The organism is Pseudomonas sp. OVF7 (genome assembly GCF_030644265.1).
In the GTDB taxonomy this organism is placed as follows: Bacteria; Pseudomonadota; Gammaproteobacteria; order Pseudomonadales; family Pseudomonadaceae; genus Aquipseudomonas; species Aquipseudomonas gorinensis.
Genome location: NZ_CP128996.1, coordinates 3,894,908 through 3,917,422 on the forward strand (window position 1 = coordinate 3,894,908; position 22,515 = coordinate 3,917,422).

Genomic DNA, 22,515 nt, shown 5'->3' on the forward strand with positions numbered 1-22,515 from the left:
CAAAAAATCCTCCGTCACCGACATAAACTGGAAAAAAGCCCGGAGGTGCCCATGAATGGTTTCGCGAGTGCAGTGAATCACACCGCAGTGGACGACGAAGAACTGAGCGAATGGCGCGATGCCCTGGCCTCACTGGTGGCCAACGCCGGCCCCGCGCGTGCACGGCAGATCCTTGACCTGCTGGCCCGCGAAGGCCGTGCCCCCCACATCGATTGGAAACCGCGCCACGGCACGCCCTATGTCAACAGCATCAGCGTCGACCAGCAGCCGGCATTTCCCGGTGACCTGGCCACCGAGGAGCGCCTGGCCTCGTTGGTGCGCTGGAATGCCTTGGCCATGGTCGTGCGCGCCAACCAGGCCTATGGCGAGCTCGGCGGCCATATCGCCAGCTACGCCAGTGCGGCGGATTTGTTCGAAGTGGGCTTCAACCACTTTTTCCGCGCACGCAACGACGGGTTTGGCGGCGACCTGGTGTTCTATCAACCTCATTCCGCTCCCGGTATCTATGCGCGCGCTTTCCTTGAAGGGCGCCTGAGCGAACAGGACCTGGCTCACTATCGCCAGGAAATCGGCGGGGCCAAGGCCGGTGCGCGGGGACTCTCCAGTTACCCTCATCCGTGGTTGATGCCGGACTTCTGGCAATTTCCCACCGGTTCCATGGGCATTGGCCCGATCAGCTCGATTTTCCAGGCGCGCTTTATGCGCTACCTGCAGCATCGCGGCTTGCAGGACACCACCGACCGCCATGTGTGGGGCGTGTTCGGCGACGGCGAGATGGACGAACCGGAAAGCATGTCGGCCCTGACCCTGGCCGCCCGCGAAGGCCTCGATAACCTGACCTGGGTGGTCAATTGCAACCTGCAACGTCTCGACGGCCCGGTGCGCGGCAATGGGCGGATCATCGATGAACTGGAGGCCTTGTTCGGTGGCGCGGGCTGGAACGTGATCAAGCTGGTGTGGGGCTCGGACTGGGATGCCTTGCTCGCCAACGACGCCGACGGTGCGCTGGTCGATACCCTGTCGCACACCGTGGACGGGCAATTCCAGACCTTCGCGGCCAAGGACGGCGCCTATAATCGCGAACATTTTTTTGGCCAAAGCCCATCCCTGGCCGCTCTGGTCGAGGGCATGAGTGATGAACAGATCGACCGGCTCAAGCGTGGCGGCCATGACATGGTCAAGATCCACGCCGCCTACCACGCCGCGCGTCGGGTCAAGGGCAAGCCCACGGTGATCCTGGCCCAGACCAAAAAGGGCTTCGGCATGGGCGAGGCCGGGCAGGGCAAGATGACCACCCACCAACAGAAGAAGCTCGATCGCGAAGCACTGATCGCCTTTCGCAATCGCTTCCAACTGCCCCTGTCGGATGCGCAGGCCGAATCCCTGAGTTTCTTCAAGCCGGCGGATGACAGCCTTGAACTGCGCTACCTGCACCAGCGGCGCCAGGCCCTGGGCGGTTATGTGCCCAGCCGCAGCCAGCTCACCGCGCCGGTTACCGTGCCTCCCGTGACGGGGTACGCCGGTTTTGCCACGGCCGCCGACGGCAAGGAAATGTCCACCACCATGGCCTTCGTGCGCATGCTGACCAACCTGCTCAAGGACAAGGCCCTCGGCCCGCGCATCGTGCCCATCGTTGCCGATGAGGCGCGGACCTTCGGCATGGCCAACCTGTTCAAGCAGATTGGTATCTATTCCAGCGTCGGCCAGCGCTACGAGCCGGAAGACATTGGCTCGATCCTCAGTTACCGCGAAGCCACCGACGGGCAAATCCTCGAAGAGGGCATCAGCGAGGCCAGTGCCATCAGTTCCTGGGTCGCGGCAGCCACCAGCTACTCTGTTCACGGCCTGCGCATGTTGCCCTTCTACATCTATTACTCGATGTTTGGCTTTCAGCGTGTGGGGGACCTGATCTGGGCCGCCGCTGACCAGCGTGCCCGCGGCTTCCTGCTCGGCGCCACCGCCGGGCGTACCACCCTGGGCGGTGAAGGCTTGCAGCACCAGGACGGCAGCAGTCACCTGACCGCTGCCACGGTGCCCAATTGCCGCGCCTACGATCCGGCCTTTGCCGGCGAGTTTGCGGTGATCCTCGACCATGGCATGCGCCAGATGCTCGAACACGACGTAGACGAGTTCTACTACGTGACCCTGATGAACGAAAACTACCCGCAACCGACTCTGCCCCAGGGCGTGGAGGGCGCAATCATCAAGGGCTTGTATCGCCTGGAAGGCGCCAGCGCCGCTCAAGTACGCCTGCTGGGCTCCGGCACGTTGTTGCGCGAAGCCCAGGCGGCGGCGCAGTTGCTGGCAGATGATTGGCAGGTGGCGAGCGAAGTGTTCAGCGTCACCAGCTTCAGCGAACTGGCCCGCGAGGCGCGCGAGGTGGAACGCTGGAATCGCCTGCATCCGCTGCAGGCCGCACGCACCAGTCACCTGGCAGACTGCTTGCCCACGGGCGCGCCGGTGGTGGCAGTATCTGACTATGTGCGGGCGGTGCCGCAGATGATCGGTTCGTACCTGGACTCCAGCTACACCGTGCTCGGCACCGATGGTTTCGGACGCAGTGATACACGGGCGGCGTTGCGCGATTTCTTTGAGGTGGATCGTCATCACATTGTGCTGGCTGCACTCACTGCGTTGGTAGAGCAGGGCAGTCTGGAGCCGCGGGTGTGCCAGCGGGCGATTGAGCAGTATGGCCTGCTGCCGGAGCGCGTCGCCTCCTGGGCCTCCTGAACAACGCAGAGCAAGTGGGAAGGCTGAGCAAACAGTCACCTGTGGCGAGCGGGCTGTTGTGGCGAGCGGGCTTGCTGTGGCGAGCGGGCTTGCCCCGCGTTGGGCTGCGAAGCGGCCCCCAAAACCAGGGCACTGCGGTGTGTCAGTTAAAAACACATCGCCTGTAATGGGGCCGCTTCGCAGCCCAACGCGGGGCAAGCCCGCTCGCCACTATATAAGGTGGACGTCCCAGATCACTGATCATCGACGCTATATCGCAAAACACTCACGCAATATCAGGATTTCCTGATGGCTCTTTGCTATTTGTCACGCTAGAGTGCTTGAAAGAATAAAAGAAATTGTAGTTTCTTCGGCCGCGACTGAAGCCGTAGGACACTTCATAAATGTGGAGTGCACCATGAAAGTTCTAATCGCCGATGACTCATCCATGTCCCGCAAGTTGGTCTTGCGTGCCCTGCCAGAATCACTGACCGAAGATGTCCGCCAAGCCTGTAACGGCTCCGAGGTGATGGAGGCCTATCACGCGGGCTTGGTCGATTTGCTTTTTCTCGACCTCACCATGCCCGTCATGGACGGTTTCCAGACCCTGGAGGCGCTCAAGCGCGAAGACGCCAATGTGGTGGTCGTCGTGATCAGCGCAGACATCCAGCCCCGGGCCAGGCAACTCGTATTCAACCTGGGCGCCGCTGCCTTTGTGGCCAAGCCTGTTACGGCTGAAGCTCTACTCGAAGCTTTACACCTCATAGGAGTGCTTTGATGGAAACCTTGGCCGAGCTCACCGAAGACCAACGCGATGCCCTGCAGGAACTGATGAATATCGCCATGGGGCAGGCGGCCGAGCGACTGGCCCTGCTGACCAATACCATGGTCACGCTTTCGGTTCCTTTTATTCACCCGCTGATCCGGGAACAGAATAACCTGGCGATTCCGGAGCATCTGCGCCGAAGCTTCATGATCGTCACCCGCCAGTCTTTCCTCGGGGAGTTACGCGGAGAAGTGTTCGTGTGCTTTGGCTGCATGGGGGCAGATGAACTGGCCGAACTGCTGGGCTACAAGGGCGGCGGTCTGGACCAGCAGGACGAGCTGATGCTCGATGTCACCAACATTCTGACCGGCGCCTGCATCAGTGGCCTGGCAAAACAGGTGGCGACTCAAGTGAGCTATGACGCGCCATCCATTCTCGTCCACAGGGATCAGGAAGCGAACGCACTGGATGAGTTGAACCTGAATGAACACCTTGCGATGGTGTTGGAAATCCGCTTCGAGGTTGAGGCTCATCAATTCTCCTGCGACTTGCTGATCTGCATCACTGAACGTACAGCAGGCGTTGTCGTTCGGGCCATTGATCGTTTGCTGGACGAGCTTTGAAGGGACCTCTCATGACAGACAGCAAGGCAATCTCCCGGGAAACCCTTGAGTCGATGCTCACGGCCATCAACATGGGTGTGCTGCTCGTCGATAAGGACTGCAAAGTGCTGTTCTCGAACCACTTCATGTCCATCAACAGCGGCCGCAGCGCCGAAGAACTTGTTGGCCGTACGCTGTTCGAAGCCTTTCCTGAGCTACCGGAGGTCTGGACCCGGCAGAAGATCAACAGCGTCCTCACTCTGCAAAACTTTGCTTTCACTTCGTGGCAGCAACGGCCGCACCTGTTCAATTTCGAAAGCACCCGGCCCATCAGTGGACTGGTTCGGCACATGTACCAGAATTGCACTTTCTTCCCGGTGCAAGACGCCGATGGCAGCAGCCTGGGCGTGGGCTTAGCCATCAGTGATACGACCGACACCGCTGCCCGTCAACTCGAGCTGACGCACCTGAACAAGCTGCTGGAAGAGGAAAAGGGCGCCCAGGCGCTGCTGATCGCGCGGCTCGAAGATGCGCAGGCGCAGTTGCTGCAGTCCGAGAAGATGGCGGCGATAGGGCAACTGGCTGCGGGGGTGGCCCACGAGATCAATAACCCGATCGGCTTTGTCTGCTCCAACGTCAACAGCCTGCGTCGTTACCTCGTGGACATTTTCGCGCTGCTCGAGGCTTATGAGCAGGCGAGTGACGAAAGCCATGCCGATGCTCATCCCGAGCTGGCGGCGATGCGTGACAAGGTGGATTACGACTTCATGCGTCAGGACATCGACGAGTTGCTTGTGGAATCGGTCGACGGTCTCGACCGGGTCACTCGCATCGTCAAGGACCTGCGTGAGTTCTCCCATGTCGACAGTTATGAATGGCAGTTGGCCGATCTGCACAAAGGGCTCGATAGCACCCTTAACGTTATCTGGAACGAGATCAAGTTCAAGGCCCAGGTGATCAAGTGCTACGGCGATATCGAGCCTATTGAATGCATGGGCTCACAGATCAATCAGGTCTTTCTGAACTTGCTCATCAACGCAAGCCATGCTGTGGGTGCCGACGGCCAAATCACCATCAGGAGTGGCAGGGAGGACGGCGGTGTGTTCGTTGAGATCGCCGACAACGGCCATGGTATCCCCCTTGAGATCCAGAACCGGATATTCGAACCGTTCTTCACCACCAAGCCGGTGGGCATGGGCTCGGGCCTGGGCCTGTCGTTGTCGTATAGCATCATCGTCAAGCACCATGGACGGCTCACCGTCGAGAGTGAGCCGGGTAGGGGAAGTTGCTTCCGGGCGTGGTTACCATTACGCCAGCCCCAGGTGCAGGCCCTCGCTACTTCTGCCGCCGAAGGACGCTGATCATGAACGCCCCCACTTCCTGCGTAAAACGCTACACCGTCATGCTGGTGGATGATGAAGAAAGTATCCTCAACAGCCTCCGGCGCCTGTTGCGTGGCAAACCTTATGACTTGCTGTTGGCGACTAATGGCGCGCAGGCACTGAGTCTTTTCGAACAGCACGCTATCGACTTGATCGTTTGCGATGCGCGCATGCCGTTGATGGACGGTCCGACTCTGCTCCGCGAGGTGTATAGGCGCAATCCAGAATGCGTGAATATCCTGCTCACCGGCTATGCCGACATGAGCATGATTACTCAGGCAATCAGCGATGGGTACGTTTACCGCTATATCAGCAAACCCTGGAATGATGACGAGCTGCAGCGCACGCTCGACCAGGCTCTCGAGATGCAGAATGCGCTTCGTAACCGCGACAGCCTGGCGTGAAATGTCGCACCACTGGAGTGCGACATTTCACGGTTCTTGACAGCGTTTCCGTCAAGTTGAACATGGCCCAGGGTAGGGCTTAGTCCCAGCTCAGCGCGCCGCCGGTCTGGTACTCGATTACCCGGGTCTCAAAGAAATTCTTCTCTTTCTTCAAGTCCATGATCTCGCTCATCCACGGGAACGGGTTAGTGGTCCCTGGATACTCTTCCTTCAAACCAATCTGCGACAGGCGACGGTTAGCGATGAACTTGAGGTAATCCTCCATCATCGCCGCGTTCATACCCAGCACGCCGCGCGGCATGGTATCGCGCGCATATTCGATCTCCAGCTGCGTCCCTTGCAGGATCATCTGGGTCGCTTCTTCCTTCATCTCGGCATCCCACAAATGTGGGTTTTCGATTTTGATCTGGTTGATCACATCGATACCGAAGTTCAGGTGCATCGACTCGTCGCGCAGGATGTATTGGAACTGTTCGGCGACGCCGGTCATCTTGTTGCGGCGGCCCATGGACAGGATCTGGGTGAAGCCGCAGTAGAAGAAGATGCCTTCCAGCACGCAGTAGTAGGCGACCAGGTTGCGCAGCAGTTCCTTGTCGGTGTCGACGGTGCCGGTTTCGAACTTCGGATCGGAGATCGAACGGGTGTACTTCAGGCCCCAGGCGGCTTTTTTCGCCACCGATGGGATCTCGTGGTACATGTTGAAGATCTCGCCTTCATCCATGGCCAACGATTCGATGCAGTACTGGTAAGCGTGGGTGTGGATCGCTTCTTCGAAGGCCTGGCGCAGGATGTACTGGCGGCACTCCGGGTTGGTGATCAGGCGGTACACGGCCAGGACGAGGTTGTTGGCAACCAGGGAGTCGGCAGTGGAGAAGAAGCCGAGGTTGCGCATGACGATGCGGCGCTCGTCGTCGGTCAGGCCTTCGGGGTTTTTCCACAGGGCGATGTCGGCGGTCATGTTGACCTCTTGCGGCATCCAGTGGTTGGCGCAGCCGTCGAGGTACTTCTGCCAGGCCCAGTCGTACTTGAAGGGCACGAGTTGGTTGAGGTCGGCGCGGCAGTTGATCATGCGTTTTTCGTCAACGGCGACGCGGGCGGAGGCGCCTTCGAGTTCGGCGAGGCCTTCGGCGATGTCGAGTTTGTCCAGGGCCGCCTTGGCGCGCACGATGGCGGCGGAGTCACTGGCGGTGACGGCGCGGGCTTCGATGGCGGCAGCGGCGCCGGCACCGTCGAGGCGGTCCATGTTGGCTTCGCTGGCGTGGCCGGCGTTGGCGCCCTTGATCACCGCTGCACCGGTGTCCTCGTTGTCGACTTCATCCCAACTCAGCATCGAAATACTCCTTCCTGGTCTGTTCTGACGGCATGTGAACCCGTCCAAAAATAGGTGATTTGCAGGCTACTAGGCATTGAAATACTGCGCGTAGTGTGGTCGATAAATACCGATGCTGCACACTATGTAGTGGTCTGTTTTGTTTGTGGGCACACTATATGGGGTGTGGTCCCAGTGGTCAACGGACAAGATGTGCGGTTTTCGGTCGCTGCCCGGAGCCCATTGGATGTCGCGGGCTGTGAAGTGAAGGGCAGGGTGCAAATTGACGCCCTGTCCAGGACTGGATATGTTGTCTTGCATGAAAAAGACCTCTCTCCAAGACACCACCCTGATCAGCCAGCTCGAACAGATTGCCGAAGGCTTGAGCAAAACCTTCAGCCCGTTCTGCGAAGTGGTGCTGCACGACTTGCGCGACCCGCAGCACGCGATCCTGGCCATCCATAACAACCTCTCCGGGCGTGCCCCCGGTGACCCGGCCACCGAGTTGGGGCTGGCACGTATCGCCGACCCGGACTACCCGCAGGTCATTGCCAATTACCAGAACCAGTTCGCCGATGGGCGCCAGGTCAAAAGCACGTCGATCGGCATCAAGGACGCTCGCGGCCAGTACGTCGCCGCCCTGTGCCTGAATGTCGACCTCACGTTGTTTCGTGGTTTGCAGGGCCTGCTGGAGCAGTTCGGTTCGGTCAGTGGTGACAAGCTCGGCGAGTCTCTCGATCCCTCCGGCGCCGACGCGATCCGTGCACGCATCGACCAGTTCGCCGCGCGCCTGGCAACCACGCCGCGCGCATTGAAGACCGCAGATCGACGCGTGTTGATGCAGGAGTTGAAAGATTCGGGTTGCCTCGACATTCGCCGGGCCATGGAAACCGTGGCCTCGCACCTGGGGGTGTCGCGCGCGGCGGTCTATACCTACGCCAAGTAACGCGCCAGCGCTTCGATCTCGACCTGATAGCCGTGGTGCAATTGAGGTACCGGCACCACGGCGCGGGCAGGGCGGTGCTCGCCCAATGCGGCGGCGTAGAGCTGGTCGAATTCAGCCCAGTGCTGGACCCCGACCACATATACCGTGATTTTCACCAGGTCCTGTGGCGAGCCGCCCGCCGCCTTCAAGATGGCCAACAGGTTCTCCAGCGCCACCTGGGCCTGTGCGGCGAACGACGCCTCGGGGTGATGGCGCCCATCGGCGCTCACCGGCAGTTGCCCGGAGATATACAGGGTGCCGGCGTGACCGATCGCCTGGGCGTAATGGCCGGCCGGTTTGGCCGCACTCGATGTCTGGATGATCTTCATGGCGCCTCGCGGAGCAGGGCGGCGTATCGCTCGATATCCACGTTGCCGCCGGTGACGATAATGCCCACGCGCTGGCCCTTGAACCGCTTGCCCAGTTGGCGTAACGCCGCCAGGCCCAGGCAGCCGGTGGGCTCCACCACCATCTTCATGCGCTGCATGAAGAACTTCATTTCTGCCACCAGTTGCGTGTCGGTGACGGTAAGAATGTCGTCCACCTTGTCGCGGATGATTGGGAAGGTGCAGTTGCCCAGGTGCTGGGTCTGGGCACCGTCGGCGATGGTCGCGGGGGTGTCGATATGCACGATGCTGCCGCTGCGAAACGAGCGTTGGCCGTCATCCCCGGCCTCGGGCTCGACACCGTAGAGCAGGCAATCGGGTGCCAGGGCGCGGGTACTCAGGGCGGTGCCCGAGAGCATGCCGCCACCGCCCAGGCCCACGAACAACGCATCCAGCGGGCCGGTGAATTCCAGCAACTCCTTGGCCGCGGTGCCTTGCCCCGCGAGTACATCAGGATGGTCATAGGGTGGGATCAGGGTCAGGCCGTGTTCTGCGGCCAGGGTACGGCCGATCTGCTCGCGGTCTTCGCTGAAACGGTCATACAGCACCACGCTGGCGCCATAGCCCCGAGTGGCCGCGACCTTGGCGGCGGGCGCATCGGTGGGCATCACGAGGGTCGCTGGTATGCCGAGCAGGCCTGCCGCCAAGGCAATGCCCTGGGCATGGTTACCCGAAGAAAACGCCACCACCCCGGCCTTGCGCTGCTGCGGGTCAAACTGCGAAAGGGCATTGAACGCGCCGCGAAACTTGAACGAGCCGCCCCGTTGCAGGTTCTCGCACTTGATGAAGACCTGGGCGCCGGTCTCGGCGTCGAGGGTGCGTGAGGTGAATACCGGGGTGCGATGGGCGAAGCCTTCCAGGCGTTCAGCGGCGGCGATGACGTCTTGGTAAGTGGACGTGAGCATGAGACGGGCCTTGTTGAAGTGTCTGGATAAAATATCCATAACAAGACAAAGAGTAAAGTTTCGATTGTGCGCACCGGCGTGTTCGCGCTCGGGCTTCCCTGATCTTTGGAGGATCGGCATGGCGCACAGGGCGCCAAAACGTGACTTGCCGCGCCAGAACGCTGTAACACTCTAAACCCAATGTTGAAAAGATCATGGTGTCACGGCAGGATATTAAATAGAATTAATCTCATTTGAGACTCAATCGCGCCGTGCAGGTGGTTGCCATGAATGATGCTGTTGTCCCGACGCACGCCCCCGAACTGACCCTGTCGAGCCTGTACCGTGAGCATCGCGGCTGGCTGGAAAGCTGGCTGCGGCGGCGCCTGGGCAATGCCTGGGATGCAGCGGACCTGAGTCAGGACACCTTTTTGCGGGTGCTCGCCAGTGCCCAGCCGATTGCGCAGATGCAGGAGCCACGGGCTTATCTGGTGACAGTGGGCAAGCGCCTGCTGGTCAATTTTCATCAGCGGCGCAGCCTGGAACAGGCTTACCTGAACGCCCTGGCGAACCTGCCCGAAGCCTGCGTGCCGTCGCCCGAGCAGCGCTGGCTGGTGCTGGAAACCTTGCAAGCCCTGGATGAACTGCTCGACGGTTTGCCGGTGCTGGTGCGCCGCGCGTTTCTCTGGAGTCAGCTCGAAGGCTTGGGTTATCGCGAGATCGCCGAGCGGCTGGAGGTGTCGGAGCGCACGGTGAAACGCTACATGGCGCAGGCGTATGAGCATTGCCTGTTGGTGGACCTGTGAGCCGAGATATTGCGCGCGCCGCTGCCCAGTGGCTGGCGCTGCTGGAATCTGGCGCCGCCACCGAGCGCGATCACGCCGCGCTGCAGCACTGGCGTGACAGCCACCCCCAGCATGAACAGACCTGGCAAAAAGCCCAATCCCTGCGCCAGCGCTTCAGTGAGTTGCCCCAGGCATTGGCGATGGCCAGCCTCGACCGCCCGCAACCGGGGCGACGCGCGTTGCTCAAGCGTGCGTTGGGCGTGGCGGCGCTGCTGCCGACCGCCTGGTTGATCAGCCGCCAGTTGCCTATCGAGGTCTGGCGTGCCGACCTGCACACCGCCACCGGCGAGCGCAAGCGCCTGTCCCTGGCCGACGGCGCCAGCCTGCAGCTCAATACCGCCACCGCGGTGGACGTGGACCTGGCGCAACGGCGTATCACCTTGGTGGAAGGGGAACTGGCCTTGAACGTGCCCGGCGCGGCCGCCCTCACGCTGGATACAGGCTACGGGCAACTGCGGGTCAGCCAGGCCGAGGTGTGTGTGCGGCAACTGACCGCTGGCTGCCGGGTGTCGGTCCTGAAGGGCGCGGTGCAGGTGCGCGACTTGAGCGGCAGGTTGGCGACGTTGCCGGGTGGCCAGCAGGCGCCGTTGAACGCTGGCGGACTGGGTGCATGGGCGCCGTTTGACGTGCTGCAATTGGGATGGCGCGACGGTGTACTGACCGCCCAGAACCAGGCGCTGGGGGACTTTTTGCGCGAACTGGCACGTTATCGGCCAGGTGTGTTGCGCTGGGATCCGAGCCTGGAGACGTTGCGGGTCACGGGGAGTTTTCGCCTGGATGACACCGACCGCGTCCTCAACCTGCTGGCCTCGACCCTGGGGCTTGAGGTGCAGGCGCGGACACGGTATTGGGTAACGTTGCGCAAGAACGCCTAGATCACATGAGCGCGCTGCAGGTGCGTCAGCGACAACGCCTTGAGCTGCGCCAACAACGGATCACGCCGGTCCCTTGGGTGCGGCAAGTCCACCGCCAGTTCCTGGCGAATGCTGCTCGGCCGGTTGTCCATCACCAATACCCGATCACTCAGGTAGAGCGCCTCATCCACATCATGGGTCACCAGCAACAAAGCAATGGCATGGTGCGCCGCCAGTTGCAGCAACAGGTCTTGCAGCTTCATGCGGGTAAACGCATCCACCGCGCTGAACGGCTCATCCAGCAAGAGCACCTGCGGTCGCGAATACAAGCCGCGTGCGATCGCCACCCGTTGCGCCATGCCCCCGGACAGTGCCTTGGGCAGCGCCTGGGCAAAGCCCGTGAGGCCGACTTCCTCGATCAACTGCGTCACCCAGGCCCGGTCGTAGTGCTGGTCGTCGCGCAAGCCGATGTTCTGTTCCACCGTGAGCCAGGGCATCAGCCGGGGTTCCTGGAACACAAACGCCACTTCACCTTCAGGGCTGCGCAACTCGCCCTGGAAGTCGGTTTCCAGCCCGGCGACGATGCGCAGCAAGGTACTTTTGCCGCAACCGCTGGGGCCGAGCAGGCTCACGGCTTCACGCGGCTGCAGGGCCAGGTGCACATCTCTCAAGACCGTGGTGCTGGCGAAGTTTTTACGCGCCACGCGAATATCCAATAAAGGTTGCATGCCTATCGCTCCGTGCCTTGGCCGTTGAAGGTGTCACGCCAGGCCAGGCAGCGTTTCTCCAGGGTGGCGAGCAAGCCATCGCTGACCTTGCCCAATAGCGCCAATACGATGATCGCTGCGAGCACGATGTCTGGCCGTGAGGTTTCCCGCCCATCGCTGAGCAGGTAACCCAGGCCCTTGGTGGCCGCGATCAACTCGGCTGCCACCAGGAACATCCACGCCAGGCTCAAGCCGCTGCGCAACCCGGTGAACAGGCCGGGCAGGGCGGCAGGCAACAGGATGCGGCGTACCAGGCGCCGTCGGCTGAACCCATACATTTGCCCGACCTCCACCAGCTTGCGGTCGATATCGCGTATCGCCGCGACGCCATTGAGGTACACCGGGAAAAACGCGCCGATCGCGATCAGTACGATTTTCGAGGTTTCATCGATGCCCAGCCACAGCAACAACAGCGGCACCCAGGCCAGGCTGGGGATCGAGCGCAAGCCGGCGAAGGTCGGTTCCAGATAGGCTTCGGCCTCACGGCTCAACCCGACCCAGGCGGCGAATACCAGGGCCAGGCTGGCGCCGATGGCAAACCCGAGCAACACCCGGCCGAGGCTGGCGCTGATGTGTTTCCACAATGCGCCTTCGGCCAGGTCCGTCAGGGTCACGGCAATCTCGCTGGGCGCCGGCATCTGGTAGGACGGCAGCCAACCCACGCGTACCACCGCCTCCAGCACCAGTAGGATCAGCACCGGCAACACCAGGCCCTTGAGCCGCCTTGGCCAGGCACTGCGGTTGGTCGCCACGGGCGTGGCCAGGGGGAGTGCTTGGGTTTTGCTGGTCATCACGGGTTCCTCAGTGGCCGAACGAGGTGTCGATCAACTGGTCGATCACCTCGTCCACATTCACGCCTTTGCGCACCAACGCTTCGGACACCAGGATCGGTGCGGCAGCCTTGGACGACAGCACATCCTTGCTGCTCAAGAACGGTGTACTCAGATCCGTACGCGACAGTTGCAGCTTGGCCACTTCCAACGGCAGGCCGGACTCGTCGGCGAGCAGCTTGGCGAACTCCTCCGGGTGCTTCACCGCCCAATCCCGGGCCTTTTCATAAGCGCCGAGCACTTTGGTGATGGTCTGTGGATGCTCCTTGGCGAACTTTTCGGTCACGCTGACGACACCGTAACTGTTGAACGCCTTGTTGCGGTACAGCAGGCGCGAACCGGCCTGGATTTCGCTGGCGGCCATGTGCGGGTCGAGACCGGCCCAGGCGTCCACGTCACCTTTCTCCAGGGCCGTGCGGCCGTCGGGGTGCTGCAGGTGCACCAGCTCCACATCGTCCTTCTTCAACCCGGCTTGTTGCAGGCTGCGCAGCGTGAACAGGTAAGGGTCGGTGCCTTTGGTGGCGGCGATTTTCTTGCCCTTGAGGTCGGTGACGCTCTTGAATGGCGAGTCCTTGCGCACCACAAGGGCGGTCCATTCGGCGCGACTGTAGACGTACACCGATTTGATCGGGCTGCCGTTGGCCCGGCTCAATACCGCCGACAGGCTGGCGGAGGAGGCAAAGTCCACGCCGCCGCTGTTGAGGTATTCCAGGGACCGGTTGCTGCCCTGGCTCAATACCCAGCCCACCTTGGAGTGCGGCAAGGCTTGTTCCAGCCAGCCGAAATGCTTGAGCACCAGGCTGACGGGCGAATAGTAGGCATAGTCCAGGTTGACTTCGACAGGGTCGGCTTCGGCGGCCTGGGCCAGGGGTTGCAGGCACAGGACCAGCGCGCATGCGCCGAGTAAGCGTTGAGTGAAGGGTTTCATGGAACAGCTCCGGCAAGGCGTTGAGAGAGGGCTTTTCTTATATTCATAAAAATGAAATGGCATGTTCCATCATGCTTTTCAGGAATATGCAGTCTCTGTGCCATCTCGTTTGCACGCGTATTTACGGGGCTTCGAAGGGCCAAGGCTGTTGTGAGAGGGGCAAACTGTTGATCAAGTGTCGGTGGTGCAACAGCTTGAATATATCCAAATAGAATAAATAAAGAGTTATATATTCCTTTTAATGTCTTTGCGGTTGGCGCATTTTGAGGGTCTGCGCATTCGTGCGGATTGACCCAACAGCCAAAAGGAAAGCCGACATGACCATTAAAGCGATCAACGTGCGCAACCAGTTCAAGGGCGTAATCAAGGAAATTCTGCTCGGGGAGGTGGTCTCTGAAATCGACGTGCAAACCGCGTCCGGGATTGTCACCTCAGTCATCACCACTCGCTCGGTGCGGGACCTGGAATTGAAGGTCGGCAGTGAAGTGATCGCGTTTGTGAAGTCGACCGAAGTGTCCATCGCCAAGCTTTGACCCACTGCACCGGTGACGGTAGCCGGCGGTGCTGGCCACCATCGCCGGTGAAAGGCGTGTGGCTGAACCTCTCAATCGATGCGGTCGAAGATGGCGCGCAGCTCTTCGGGGGGCAGTACCCCCTTGCCGGTGCCTTCGATCAGCTCGAAGGTGCCATCGGCGTTGACAGTAATACCCGCTGAGCTGGCAATCGTCACCGTGACCCCCGGCCGCTCCTTGAGCAACGCGTTGAGGGGCTGCTGCCCATTGAGCGTTTGTCCGATAACCGTGGCCAACCCCTGAGTGGATTGGGTGTTGACCCCGCCGACCAGTATCACGCGCCCCCCTTTGTTCAATGACGCCAACAGGTTGTCCAGCAGTTGCTGGGCGTTGCCATCGCGCAGGCCCAGTTCCAGGTTGCTGCCGGTCAGGTGCATCAGCGTACGGGTCTGGTAGGTGCTGCCATTCCAGTCGCTGAGTACCGCCAGCGCCGAGCAGTCGCTCAGGCTGCGGGTCGACAGGGGGGCGTGGTTATTGCTGAGGGTGGTCGATTCGCCCATGGCCACGTGGACAGGGGCGGCCGGTTGCAATGATGGCGGGCGTACTGCCGGGACCTTCGCGTTCCGGGGGCGCGACAGCTCGTAAGGGCGCTTCGGTTGCTTGACCAGGGTGTCGATCCAGTCCGGGTCGAGGGGGCTCATATTGGCTTGGCCGCCTTGACGAATCTTCAAGCCGGCGGCGTCCCATTTGGCCATGGTGGCCTGCAGTTGCTGCGTGTACTCAGACGCAGGGCAGGCGATGTCCGCCCAAGGGTCGACGACCCAGGCATCGGCCCAGGCTGGTCCGGCGAAGTCGGTTGTCGCGCTGACCGGGCCGGGTGGGCCGCCGATCACGGTGAACGCGTGCGCGTCGCCCGCGCGCCATTCTGCCGCCTTGCCGCCACTCTTGCCGATGATGTCCCTGGACAGCAGCGCCATTTCGCCGCAGTTGCCGGCACCGGTCTTCATGATCAGGTCGGGGCCGTTCGGCGCGCGCAAGTCGGCGGTACGGCGCAGCCAGTTGAGCGTCATGTCGGCCGCATCCGCCCGGGCCAGGTCATTCGCCGAACGCAGCTGGTTGCCAGGGCCGAGCCCGGTGGCCTTGAGCGCTTGCTGGACCTGGGCCTTGGCGTTCTCGGCGTAAAACCGGTTCTGCCGGGCGGCGGGCCAGCGGGCAAAGTCCGCCGGTTTTTCCAGCGCTGAAACCTGCTGTGGCCGCAGTGCAACGTCAGGCGGGGTGATGGCTTTGGCCCGCTGCAGCTGGTAGACCACTTCCCGCTGCTGCTCATCGGTCAACGCTTTGCACAGCTGTTTGAGTTCATCCACATCGGCTTTTGCATAGCCCGCCGCTTCGAGCTGCGGGTACACGCCCTTGAGCTTGGGCAGTGCGATGAAATCGGCATCCAGGGCCTGGGTGCTGTGGTTCAAGCCCAGGAACTGTCGGTAGCCTTGCACCAGGTCCAATTCGGTGGGGCTGCACTTTTTGAACGTGATATCGCCGGTCTGTTTTTTGTCCAGCGGGGCATAGTAGAACTCGGCGGTGTCCGCTTCCACGACCAGGTAGGGCTGGGTACCGCTGGTGACGACCACGGCCCTCAGTTGACGCTGGTCGTCAACGGCTTCGCTGATCTTGTTCAGCTTGACCACCCGCGTCTGTTCCGCGAGTGGCCCCAAGGTGTTGCCTGGATAGAACCCAAAGCCCGGGTCGGCCACGAGCTTGCCGCGGACCTGGCGTTTATAGGTGATGCGCTTGGCGTCGTTGACCGGCACCAGTTGTGAGCCGATGTCGGTTTCAAGCATTTTATGCAGGCGTTTTTCGTGGATCACCCAGCGGTCCTTGCTGAACAAACTGGGCTTGGAGGGGAACAGCCGCACATGCTCCAGGGCCTGCAGCTGTGCCTTGGGCTCGGGCAGGTCGTTAAGGATTTTGGCGAAGCATTCGTCGTTGGCGCCGCGCCGGACACGCCGCCCCGCCGCGGGGGCCGGGCAAATCGCCTCGAAATCGTCCAGGGGCTGGGCAGGCTCCTGCGCTTGGAGGTCGGTCAGCTCCCCAGGCCGGGAGTCTCGATAGCGATAGATCCTGTCACCGTCGACCAGGTCGTAGCCGTTGGTTCGGGGCAGGGTGTAGGCATTCGGCGTCAGGGCGTGGTCAATCACCTGGGCGCGCTGGCCGTCTGAAAACACTTCGTTGCGCAGCGGGAGGACGGCGGGGCGTTCGCGCGGCAGCTCAAACGGGTCGCTGGCCACCGGGTCCGTGCCGCCCGCGACAGCGAACAGCGTATTGAGCACACCGTCCAGCGCCGCGGATGCGCCCTGCCTGCGTTCCGCCTGGGTATCGCCGGAATAGGCTTTCTCTGCGCCCAACGCCGTTTCTGCAAGACCGGTGGCGGCGGCGATGCCCACGACCACCGGCTCGCCAATCACCGCCAGCTTGGTCACCAGGCCCGCCGCTGCGGTCACATCGTTCAGCCAGGTATCACGGGTCACCTCGCTGTTGGATTTGATCGCGATGTCCGTATCGCTGGTCATGCGTTTGCGGGCCGCGTCCGTCATGGCGCTGAATACATCGCCCTGAATGCGCACATTGGCTTGATCGATCACGGTGCCTTCGAGATTGTCCCAGTACCCGCTGCCCAGGTACTTCAAGGCGCGGTCCACGCCTTTGTTCGATTGATCGTCGCCGGTGAAAAACGTCTTCAAGCCTGTCCAGAAACCGTTGTCGTTGTCCTGCCGATCCCTGAGCGAAAAATGTGATGCCAGCGCCTTGAGCTTATCGGGATCCTTGCCTTGCTCGGTGACCCATTGGTCCATTTTTTCCAGGGAATCGAAGCGAAGAAAGGCCGGTTGATGGCCTGGAATGTAGAGGATCTGCACGCCGTCGCGACGGTCGCGCACCGATCGATACGCCTCGTCGTGGCCGGTAAAGCGCAGGATATCGCTGGATTGAAAGCCGTTGATATCAAACACGTGGGTCGACACCTTGACCGGAGCCGTCGCCTTCAGCTGTTCGACGGTCAGGGGCCGATGCTCCTTCAGTGGCAGGTTGGACGCGGCTCCCATCACCCACTGATAGTCGTCATGGGTAAACCGCTGCTCAGGCGGCATTTTCTCACGTTCGGCCGGCGAAGCCTTTTCGTACGCCATGCGTTGCTGGCGCGCCTGGGCGACAAAATTGCCCTTCAAGGCCATGCGGTAGTCGTCGCCATGGTCTTTCCAGAAGCGCGCCTGCCGGGTCGCCGTGAGTTCCTGAAAGTCGGTTTTCCAACTCTCATGCATCAGCCTTGAAGGGGTGAGCGGGAACTGATTATGCACGCCATAACCGCGTTTTTTGCTCTCGCCGGTACCCACCGTATAGAGCCCGGCATCCTGGTCGAGCACGCCCGGTGTCCAATCCTGCTCGCCGAAGTTGCTCAGCAGCGCGTCCGGCAGGCGCTGGGAGCGTAACGGCTCTGTGCCCAGGTGTTCCCAGCCGGTGACGGTGGGCGCCGAATCCGCGTTGTAGAAGCGATTGAGGAACACGGTGTCAGCATCGACCTTGCGCCCAGTCAAGGTGAAGATGATCTCTTCGGCCCACTTCTTCGCCTCGTTGCGCACGTTGGGGAGCGCGTTCTGCATGGACTGCAAGCGCTGCGCGTAGCGGGATTTTTCGCGCAGGTCCACAGGGTTTGGCGGCCCGGCTGCTTTCAGGTCGCGTAGCAGGCGCTTCAACTGACCGGATGTTTTGGGTGGGCGCCTGCCCGACGCCTGGAGCACCTGTGCCAGGCTGGCGCGAGCGGCCATGCCGTTGTGGTGCTCCTGGCTGTAGGAGGAGCCTGGATGCACGCTGATCTGGCTGCTGTTCAGGCCTCGCGCCAAGGCCAGGAGGGTTTCTGGCGGCGCGGGCAGGCCAGCCAGCAGTCGGGCCAGGCCGGCGATCAGGTGATGTCGGTCATGGCTGTCACCGACCACGCGCTGTTGTGCGGCCAGGGCGGCCGCGCCGCGCAGGGGGTCAGTGTCGGTGATGGGCGCAAATGTCTGTTTGCGGGCCGTGGTGTTCAGCGCATTCGAGTCAGCTTGGCTGATGCCATAGAAGCGCAGCACATCCTGGGCGCTGGCCACGTCGTACGGCTTGGACGGGTAGTCGAGCAGTCGTCCGCTGGAGGGCGGCCAGAAACCCAGGGCTTGTACCGCCTGGATCAGCGGCCCGGCCACTGCCGCAAAGCCGGAGTGGTCGTCCAGGCTGAAGGTCTTGGGTTGGCCATCGACGGTGACTTCCAGGGTATTGGGCCCGGGGTGGAACTGTACGTTTGACGTTGAAATATTATTGGCCTTCATCCACTGCTTGAAATCTGGCGTGCGCAGGGCATCGTCCAATTGCTTCAACCAGAGCCCCAGGGTGGAATGGGGCGGGACGTTGAACAGTGAGTCCGGGCCCGAAAGCGGATGGTCGAACGGCGCGGGGCCGAGGCTTTGCACCAGTTGGCTGTCGCCCTGGTGCCTGAGCGTTTCGCGGCTCGACGGCGGCGAAATGGTGTAGGCCGGTTGATTGCGGGGAGCCTCCCCTGTGTAGGAGTTAAGGACGAGCACAGGGGGCAGGGCGGTGTTCTGGATTGATTGCGTCATGGGATGGCTGGCTCCGCGAACGTTTCTACAACTGGACTGGCCCCGCCAAGGCGTGGACCTGATCTGTGTGGGAAACGTCGGTGTTGCGGTTCCAGCCGATTTCAGCGGTTTTGTAAGCTGCGCTCCAGGCGTTGAATACCCTCTTCGAGCATCGCTCGGGGGCAGCCGAAGTTCAGGCGCACGAACTGCTGGCTGTCATCGCCGAATTCGATACCGGCGCTCAGACCGACCTTGGCCTGTTCGAGGAAGAACTGCTGCGGGTCGTCCAGCCCCAGGGCGCTGCAATCCAGCCAGGCCAGGAACGTGCCTTGCGGTGCATGCATCACCACGCCGGGCAAGCGGGTTCGCACCGCCTCAAGCAAGTAGTCGCGGTTGCCTTGCAGGTAGTGCACCAGCGCCGCCAGCCAGTCGCTGCATTGGCTGTAGGCCGCGCGGGTGGCTTCCAGGCCCAGGGGGCTGACACTATCGACCATGCCGCAACGCGCGTGGTTGAAGCGTTCGCGAATCTCGGCGTTCTGCACCACGGCAAAACAGGTCTTCAGGCCGGCCACGTTGTAGGCCTTGCTCGCCGACATCAGGGTGATCGTGCGCTGCGCGATCTCCGGGCTGAGGCTGGCGGTGGGGATATGGCGACGCCCATCGAAACACAGCTCGGCGTGGATCTCGTCGCTGATGATCAGTGCGCCCTGTTCCAGGCACGCGGTGGCCACGGCCAGCAGTTCTGCGCGGGGGAAAACCTTGCCCACGGGGTTGTGCGGGTTGCTCAGCAGCAGCGCTCCAGCGCCGCTCAGCGCCTGGCGCAAGGCGGGCAGGGGCGTGAGGTATTCGCCGTCGATGCAGTCGAACGGCACTTCGATACGGGGCAGGTTCCAGTGCCCGGGGGCCAGGCGAATCGGCCGATAGTTGGGGGTTTGCAGCACCACCGGTTGGCCGGGTTGCACGAAGGCGTGCAGGGCCATGTTGAACCCCGGTTCGACGCCGGGCAGGAACAGCAGCTCTTCGGGTTGCACGCGCCACGCGTACTTGGCCCACAGGTCGTCGACAATCGCCTCGCGCACATCCGGGCCGGCCACGCTGTAGCCGAGGATCTGCTGCTCGAGACGCTCGCGCAGGGCTTGCAACACCGCCGGCGGCGCGGCGATGTCCATGTCGGCGATCCACATTGGCAAGACATCTGGCGGGTAACGGTTCCACTTGGTGCTGCCGGTGCCGAGGCGGGGGTGGATCGTGTCGAAATCAAAACTCATGGGGGGCTCGTGTCGGAAAAGGCGGGGGCAAGAATGGCGCTGATTCTAGCGCCATTCATTTGCCGATGCGCAACTTGCCGCAGGTGTTCAGTCGGTCAGTCCCCAGCGTTTCAGAAAACCTTGCAGGGTGATTCATCCGAGAAAGTTGGGGTATCAGCGATTCACCAGTTTCGCCGGCAAGGCGATGACCAGGAAGCTGCTGAGGATCAGGCAACCGGCGAAGAACCACAACGCACCCGCGCTGCTGCCGGTGACGTCGATCGCCACGCCCATCAAGGAGTTGCTCACCAGGCCCGCGATGTTCGCCACCGAGCAGGCCAGGGCGAAGCCGGTGGCCGCCGCGGTGCCTTTGAGAAAGGTCGCCGGCAGGCTGAAGAACACCGGCACCGCGCCGATGATCGCCGCCGAGGCAATCGCGAACAGCACCACGGTGGCAGCCACGTTATGGGTGAAGAAGGTGCTGGTGGCCATCGCGGCTGCGCCAATGAAAAACGGCACGATGATGTGCCAGCGGCGTTCGCGGTGCTTGTCCGAGCTGGCGCCAATCAGCAGCATGCCCAGCAGCGCGGCGACACTCGGCAGCGCGGTGAGGATGCCGATATGGAAGGTGTCGGTGACCCCGGCGTTGCGGATAAACGTTGGCATCCAGAACCCCATGGCGTAGGCGCTGAGCAGGATCGAAAAGTCGATCCCGCCGAGCATCCACACCTTGAGGTTGAAGAACCCGTCACGGAAGCTGTGCTTGCTGCCGGCACCGTCGGCGTCATCCTTGCGCAGCTCGCGTTCCAGCAGGGTCTTTTCCTCGATCGACAGCCATTTGGCTTGTTGGTAGCTGTTGGGCAACGCCCAGAACGTCAGGACGCCGAGCAGCACGCTGGGCACTGCTTCGATCAGGAACAGCCACTGCCAGCCACGCAGGCCCGCCATATGGTCGAAGTGCCCCATGATCCAGCCGGACAGCGGGCCGCCGATCACGCTGGACAGCGGCAGGCCGATCATGAACAACGCAATGATGCGTCCGCGCCGGTGCGTGGGAAACCAGGTGGTCAGGTAGTACAGCACCCCAGGCAAAAAGCCCGCTTCGGCGGCACCGAGCAAAAAGCGCAGGATGTAGAACTGGGTGGTCGAGGTGACCAGCATGGTGCAGGCCGAGAGCAGGCCCCAGGTGATCATGATGCGCGCGATCCAGATTTTTGCGCCGACCCGCTCCAGCACCAGGTTACTCGGTACTTCAAAGATGATGTAGCCCACGAAGAACAGGCCGGCCCCGAGGCCGAACGCGGTTTCGCTGAACTGCAACTGGTCGAGCATCTGCAGTTTGGCGAAGCCGATGTTGATCCGGTCGAGGTACGCGGCCAGATAGCAGAAGCACAGGAACGGGATCAGCTTCCAGGTGATCTTGTGGTAGAGCGTGTTGACGGGATCGGCGACCGTGGTCGCGGGTGCTGCATTCGCAATGGGCATTGGGGTGTCTCCTGGCGGTGACTTATGGTTTTTATGCTGCCGCTTTGTTCCAGCACTTCGGCGTGCTGTACAAGCGACGTCCAAAGGCAGTGTCAGAAGACTGAGGGGGTCGGGTTGGCCTTTACCGGTGGCGAGGGAGCCTGCTCCCGTCGAGCAGCCCCAGAGTGCTGGGAGCGCTGCGCACTCCAACGCGAGCAAGCTCGCTCGCCACCGGTAAGGTGCCTGGCTTCAGGCCTCAGTTTTTTCAAGACCGCGCTCTACGGCGCAGTTCTTAGTAACGTCTTATTGCTCCCTGAATTTGCTCATCGCCTCCTGCTTGCTCACCACGTCGCCGTACTTGCTGTCGATATCGAACAAGTTGGCTTCATGGGGCGCCGGGTGTCGATCGCCGACGCACTCGCGCACGACGATGGTGCGAAACCCGTGTTGCACCGCGTCCACCGCCGTTGCACGAATGCAGCCACTGGTGGAGCAGCCGGCCAGTACCACTGTGTCGATGCCCTGGGCGTGCAGCATCGGGGCCAGGCTGCTGCCGAAAAACGCGCTGGCGTATTGTTTGGTGATCACCACTTCATCGGCCTGGGGCACGACCTCGGCGCAGAACGCGGCGAGGGGGTTGCCTTCGACCATGTCCTTCATCACTGGGGCCTTTTTTACCCAGATACCGCCGTCGACGAAATGGCCGGGATGGTAGCGGATATTGGTGTGCACCACCGCAATCCCGTGCTTGCGCGCGGTGGCCAGCAGCTCGACGCTCTCAGCCACGGCAGTCACCACGCCCGGCGCGAACAACGGTGCGCCTTCGGTGGTGTAGCCCTGCATGAAGTCGATCATCAGCAAGGCGGCTTTTTTACCGAAGCCGATGCGGTTGCCCCAGACGCCCTGGTAGTTGGCGTTGGCGGATTGTTCGCTCATCGTTTCAATCCCTCATATTTGGACAATGCACTTACCCTGTGGTGATGGAGTTTGTTGGGGTCAGCTCGCCACTTCTCCATCTGCGC

18 protein-coding genes and 1 pseudogene are annotated in these 22,515 nt (G+C 61.9%); 9 read left to right on the forward strand and 10 right to left on the reverse strand.

The window, feature by feature from the left end; genetic code table 11:
• Positions 1-51: 51 nt before the first annotated feature.
• The 5 genes and pseudogenes from mdeB to QU606_RS17765 form a co-directional block, all read left to right on the forward strand.
• Positions 52-2,730, forward strand: coding sequence for an alpha-ketoglutarate dehydrogenase (gene mdeB / locus QU606_RS17745; RefSeq protein WP_304997260.1), 2,679 nt, complete (start codon positions 52-54; stop codon positions 2,728-2,730).
• A 397-nt stretch (positions 2,731-3,127) separates the two neighbouring features.
• Positions 3,128-3,487: a response regulator gene (locus tag QU606_RS17750; RefSeq protein WP_024075189.1), complete on the forward strand. Its 360-nt coding sequence runs from the start codon at positions 3,128-3,130 to the stop codon at positions 3,485-3,487.
• Complete coding sequence (locus tag QU606_RS17755; protein ID WP_024075190.1) at positions 3,487-4,098, forward strand: chemotaxis protein CheC; 612 nt, start codon at positions 3,487-3,489, stop codon at positions 4,096-4,098. Before QU606_RS17750 ends, QU606_RS17755 begins: the two co-directional genes overlap by 1 nt.
• Positions 4,099-4,109: 11 nt before the next feature.
• Complete coding sequence (locus tag QU606_RS17760; protein WP_024075191.1) at positions 4,110-5,438, forward strand: ATP-binding protein; 1,329 nt, start codon at positions 4,110-4,112, stop codon at positions 5,436-5,438.
• A 2-nt stretch (positions 5,439-5,440) separates the two neighbouring features.
• Positions 5,441-5,857: pseudogene (locus tag QU606_RS17765) on the forward strand (response regulator); the annotation flags it as partial.
• Positions 5,858-5,942: 85 nt separating this feature from the next.
• Here QU606_RS17765 and QU606_RS17770 read toward each other — a convergent pair.
• Positions 5,943-7,193: a ribonucleotide-diphosphate reductase subunit beta gene (locus QU606_RS17770; protein ID WP_024075193.1), complete on the reverse strand. Its 1,251-nt coding sequence runs from the start codon at positions 7,191-7,193 to the stop codon at positions 5,943-5,945.
• A 298-nt stretch (positions 7,194-7,491) separates the two neighbouring features.
• Here QU606_RS17770 and QU606_RS17775 point away from each other — a divergent pair, with 298 nt between their 5' ends.
• Positions 7,492-8,118 (forward strand): transcriptional regulator, encoded by a 627-nt coding sequence (locus QU606_RS17775; protein WP_024075194.1) that lies wholly within the window; start codon positions 7,492-7,494, stop codon positions 8,116-8,118.
• On the opposite strand, the gene QU606_RS17780 is transcribed toward QU606_RS17775, so the two are convergent.
• On the reverse strand, positions 8,106-8,486 hold the full coding sequence (locus QU606_RS17780) for a RidA family protein (RefSeq protein ID WP_304997261.1): 381 nt from the start codon (positions 8,484-8,486) through the stop codon (positions 8,106-8,108). The genes QU606_RS17775 and QU606_RS17780 overlap by 13 nt on opposite strands.
• On the reverse strand, positions 8,483-9,448 hold the full coding sequence (locus tag QU606_RS17785) for a threo-3-hydroxy-L-aspartate ammonia-lyase (protein ID WP_304997262.1): 966 nt from the start codon (positions 9,446-9,448) through the stop codon (positions 8,483-8,485). Before QU606_RS17785 ends, QU606_RS17780 begins: the two co-directional genes overlap by 4 nt.
• Before the next feature lie 266 nt (positions 9,449-9,714).
• Here QU606_RS17785 and QU606_RS17790 point away from each other — a divergent pair, with 266 nt between their 5' ends.
• Complete coding sequence (locus QU606_RS17790; protein WP_024075197.1) at positions 9,715-10,233, forward strand: sigma-70 family RNA polymerase sigma factor; 519 nt, start codon at positions 9,715-9,717, stop codon at positions 10,231-10,233.
• Positions 10,230-11,147 (forward strand): FecR domain-containing protein, encoded by a 918-nt coding sequence (locus tag QU606_RS17795; RefSeq protein ID WP_304997263.1) that lies wholly within the window; start codon positions 10,230-10,232, stop codon positions 11,145-11,147. The genes QU606_RS17790 and QU606_RS17795 overlap by 4 nt, the downstream gene beginning before the upstream one ends.
• Here QU606_RS17795 and QU606_RS17800 read toward each other — a convergent pair.
• The 3 genes from QU606_RS17800 to QU606_RS17810 are packed head-to-tail and all read right to left on the reverse strand — an operon-like array spanning position 11,144 to position 13,651.
• Positions 11,144-11,854 carry an ABC transporter ATP-binding protein gene (locus QU606_RS17800; RefSeq protein WP_150055330.1) on the reverse strand — a complete coding sequence of 237 codons (711 nt, stop codon included), beginning with the start codon at positions 11,852-11,854 and terminating at the stop codon, positions 11,144-11,146. The genes QU606_RS17795 and QU606_RS17800 overlap by 4 nt on opposite strands.
• A 2-nt stretch (positions 11,855-11,856) precedes the next feature.
• Positions 11,857-12,684 carry an ABC transporter permease gene (locus QU606_RS17805; protein ID WP_304997264.1) on the reverse strand — a complete coding sequence of 276 codons (828 nt, stop codon included), beginning with the start codon at positions 12,682-12,684 and terminating at the stop codon, positions 11,857-11,859.
• Between the two features lie 10 nt (positions 12,685-12,694).
• Positions 12,695-13,651, reverse strand: coding sequence for an aliphatic sulfonate ABC transporter substrate-binding protein (locus QU606_RS17810; protein ID WP_102623858.1), 957 nt, complete (start codon positions 13,649-13,651; stop codon positions 12,695-12,697).
• 317 nt (positions 13,652-13,968) lie between these two features.
• Here QU606_RS17810 and QU606_RS17815 point away from each other — a divergent pair, with 317 nt between their 5' ends.
• Positions 13,969-14,184 carry a molybdopterin-binding protein gene (locus QU606_RS17815; RefSeq protein ID WP_003173733.1) on the forward strand — a complete coding sequence of 72 codons (216 nt, stop codon included), beginning with the start codon at positions 13,969-13,971 and terminating at the stop codon, positions 14,182-14,184.
• 71 nt (positions 14,185-14,255) lie between these two features.
• Here the strand turns inward: QU606_RS17815 and QU606_RS17820 are convergent, their stop codons facing one another.
• The 4 genes from QU606_RS17820 to QU606_RS17835 form a co-directional block, all read right to left on the reverse strand.
• Positions 14,256-18,803 carry a dermonecrotic toxin domain-containing protein gene (locus tag QU606_RS17820; protein ID WP_304997265.1) on the reverse strand — a complete coding sequence of 1,516 codons (4,548 nt, stop codon included), beginning with the start codon at positions 18,801-18,803 and terminating at the stop codon, positions 14,256-14,258.
• A gap of 101 nt (positions 18,804-18,904) precedes the next feature.
• A complete protein-coding gene (locus tag QU606_RS17825; RefSeq protein ID WP_193690587.1) occupies positions 18,905-20,050 on the reverse strand; it encodes a MalY/PatB family protein in 1,146 nt (381 codons plus the stop codon).
• A 153-nt stretch (positions 20,051-20,203) separates the two neighbouring features.
• Positions 20,204-21,514, reverse strand: a complete 1,311-nt coding sequence (locus tag QU606_RS17830) for an MFS transporter (RefSeq protein WP_024075204.1) — start codon at positions 21,512-21,514, stop codon at positions 20,204-20,206.
• Between the two features lie 282 nt (positions 21,515-21,796).
• Positions 21,797-22,429 (reverse strand): N-carbamoylsarcosine amidohydrolase, encoded by a 633-nt coding sequence (locus tag QU606_RS17835; RefSeq protein ID WP_024075205.1) that lies wholly within the window; start codon positions 22,427-22,429, stop codon positions 21,797-21,799.
• Positions 22,430-22,515 lie beyond the last annotated feature (86 nt).

Excerpts from the sequence above, each read along its gene's own strand:
- QU606_RS17780 (WP_304997261.1), bottom strand. The coding sequence starts at position 8,486 with ATGAAGATCATCCAGACATCGAGTGCGGCCAAACCGGCCGGCCATTAC.
- QU606_RS17820 (WP_304997265.1), bottom strand. The coding sequence starts at position 18,803 with ATGACGCAATCAATCCAGAACACCGCCCTGCCCCCTGTGCTCGTCCTT.
- QU606_RS17815 (WP_003173733.1), top strand. The coding sequence starts at position 13,969 with ATGACCATTAAAGCGATCAACGTGCGCAACCAGTTCAAGGGCGTAATC.
- QU606_RS17800 (WP_150055330.1), bottom strand. The coding sequence starts at position 11,854 with ATGCAACCTTTATTGGATATTCGCGTGGCGCGTAAAAACTTCGCCAGC.
- mdeB (WP_304997260.1), top strand. The coding sequence starts at position 52 with ATGAATGGTTTCGCGAGTGCAGTGAATCACACCGCAGTGGACGACGAA.
- QU606_RS17785 (WP_304997262.1), bottom strand. The coding sequence starts at position 9,448 with ATGCTCACGTCCACTTACCAAGACGTCATCGCCGCCGCTGAACGCCTG.
- QU606_RS17830 (WP_024075204.1), bottom strand. The coding sequence starts at position 21,514 with ATGCCCATTGCGAATGCAGCACCCGCGACCACGGTCGCCGATCCCGTC.
- QU606_RS17750 (WP_024075189.1), top strand. The coding sequence starts at position 3,128 with ATGAAAGTTCTAATCGCCGATGACTCATCCATGTCCCGCAAGTTGGTC.
- QU606_RS17790 (WP_024075197.1), top strand. The coding sequence starts at position 9,715 with ATGAATGATGCTGTTGTCCCGACGCACGCCCCCGAACTGACCCTGTCG.
- QU606_RS17825 (WP_193690587.1), bottom strand. The coding sequence starts at position 20,050 with ATGAGTTTTGATTTCGACACGATCCACCCCCGCCTCGGCACCGGCAGC.
- QU606_RS17755 (WP_024075190.1), top strand. The coding sequence starts at position 3,487 with ATGGAAACCTTGGCCGAGCTCACCGAAGACCAACGCGATGCCCTGCAG.
- QU606_RS17775 (WP_024075194.1), top strand. The coding sequence starts at position 7,492 with ATGAAAAAGACCTCTCTCCAAGACACCACCCTGATCAGCCAGCTCGAA.
- QU606_RS17805 (WP_304997264.1), bottom strand. The coding sequence starts at position 12,684 with ATGACCAGCAAAACCCAAGCACTCCCCCTGGCCACGCCCGTGGCGACC.
- QU606_RS17810 (WP_102623858.1), bottom strand. The coding sequence starts at position 13,651 with ATGAAACCCTTCACTCAACGCTTACTCGGCGCATGCGCGCTGGTCCTG.
- QU606_RS17760 (WP_024075191.1), top strand. The coding sequence starts at position 4,110 with ATGACAGACAGCAAGGCAATCTCCCGGGAAACCCTTGAGTCGATGCTC.
- QU606_RS17770 (WP_024075193.1), bottom strand. The coding sequence starts at position 7,193 with ATGCTGAGTTGGGATGAAGTCGACAACGAGGACACCGGTGCAGCGGTG.
- QU606_RS17835 (WP_024075205.1), bottom strand. The coding sequence starts at position 22,429 with ATGAGCGAACAATCCGCCAACGCCAACTACCAGGGCGTCTGGGGCAAC.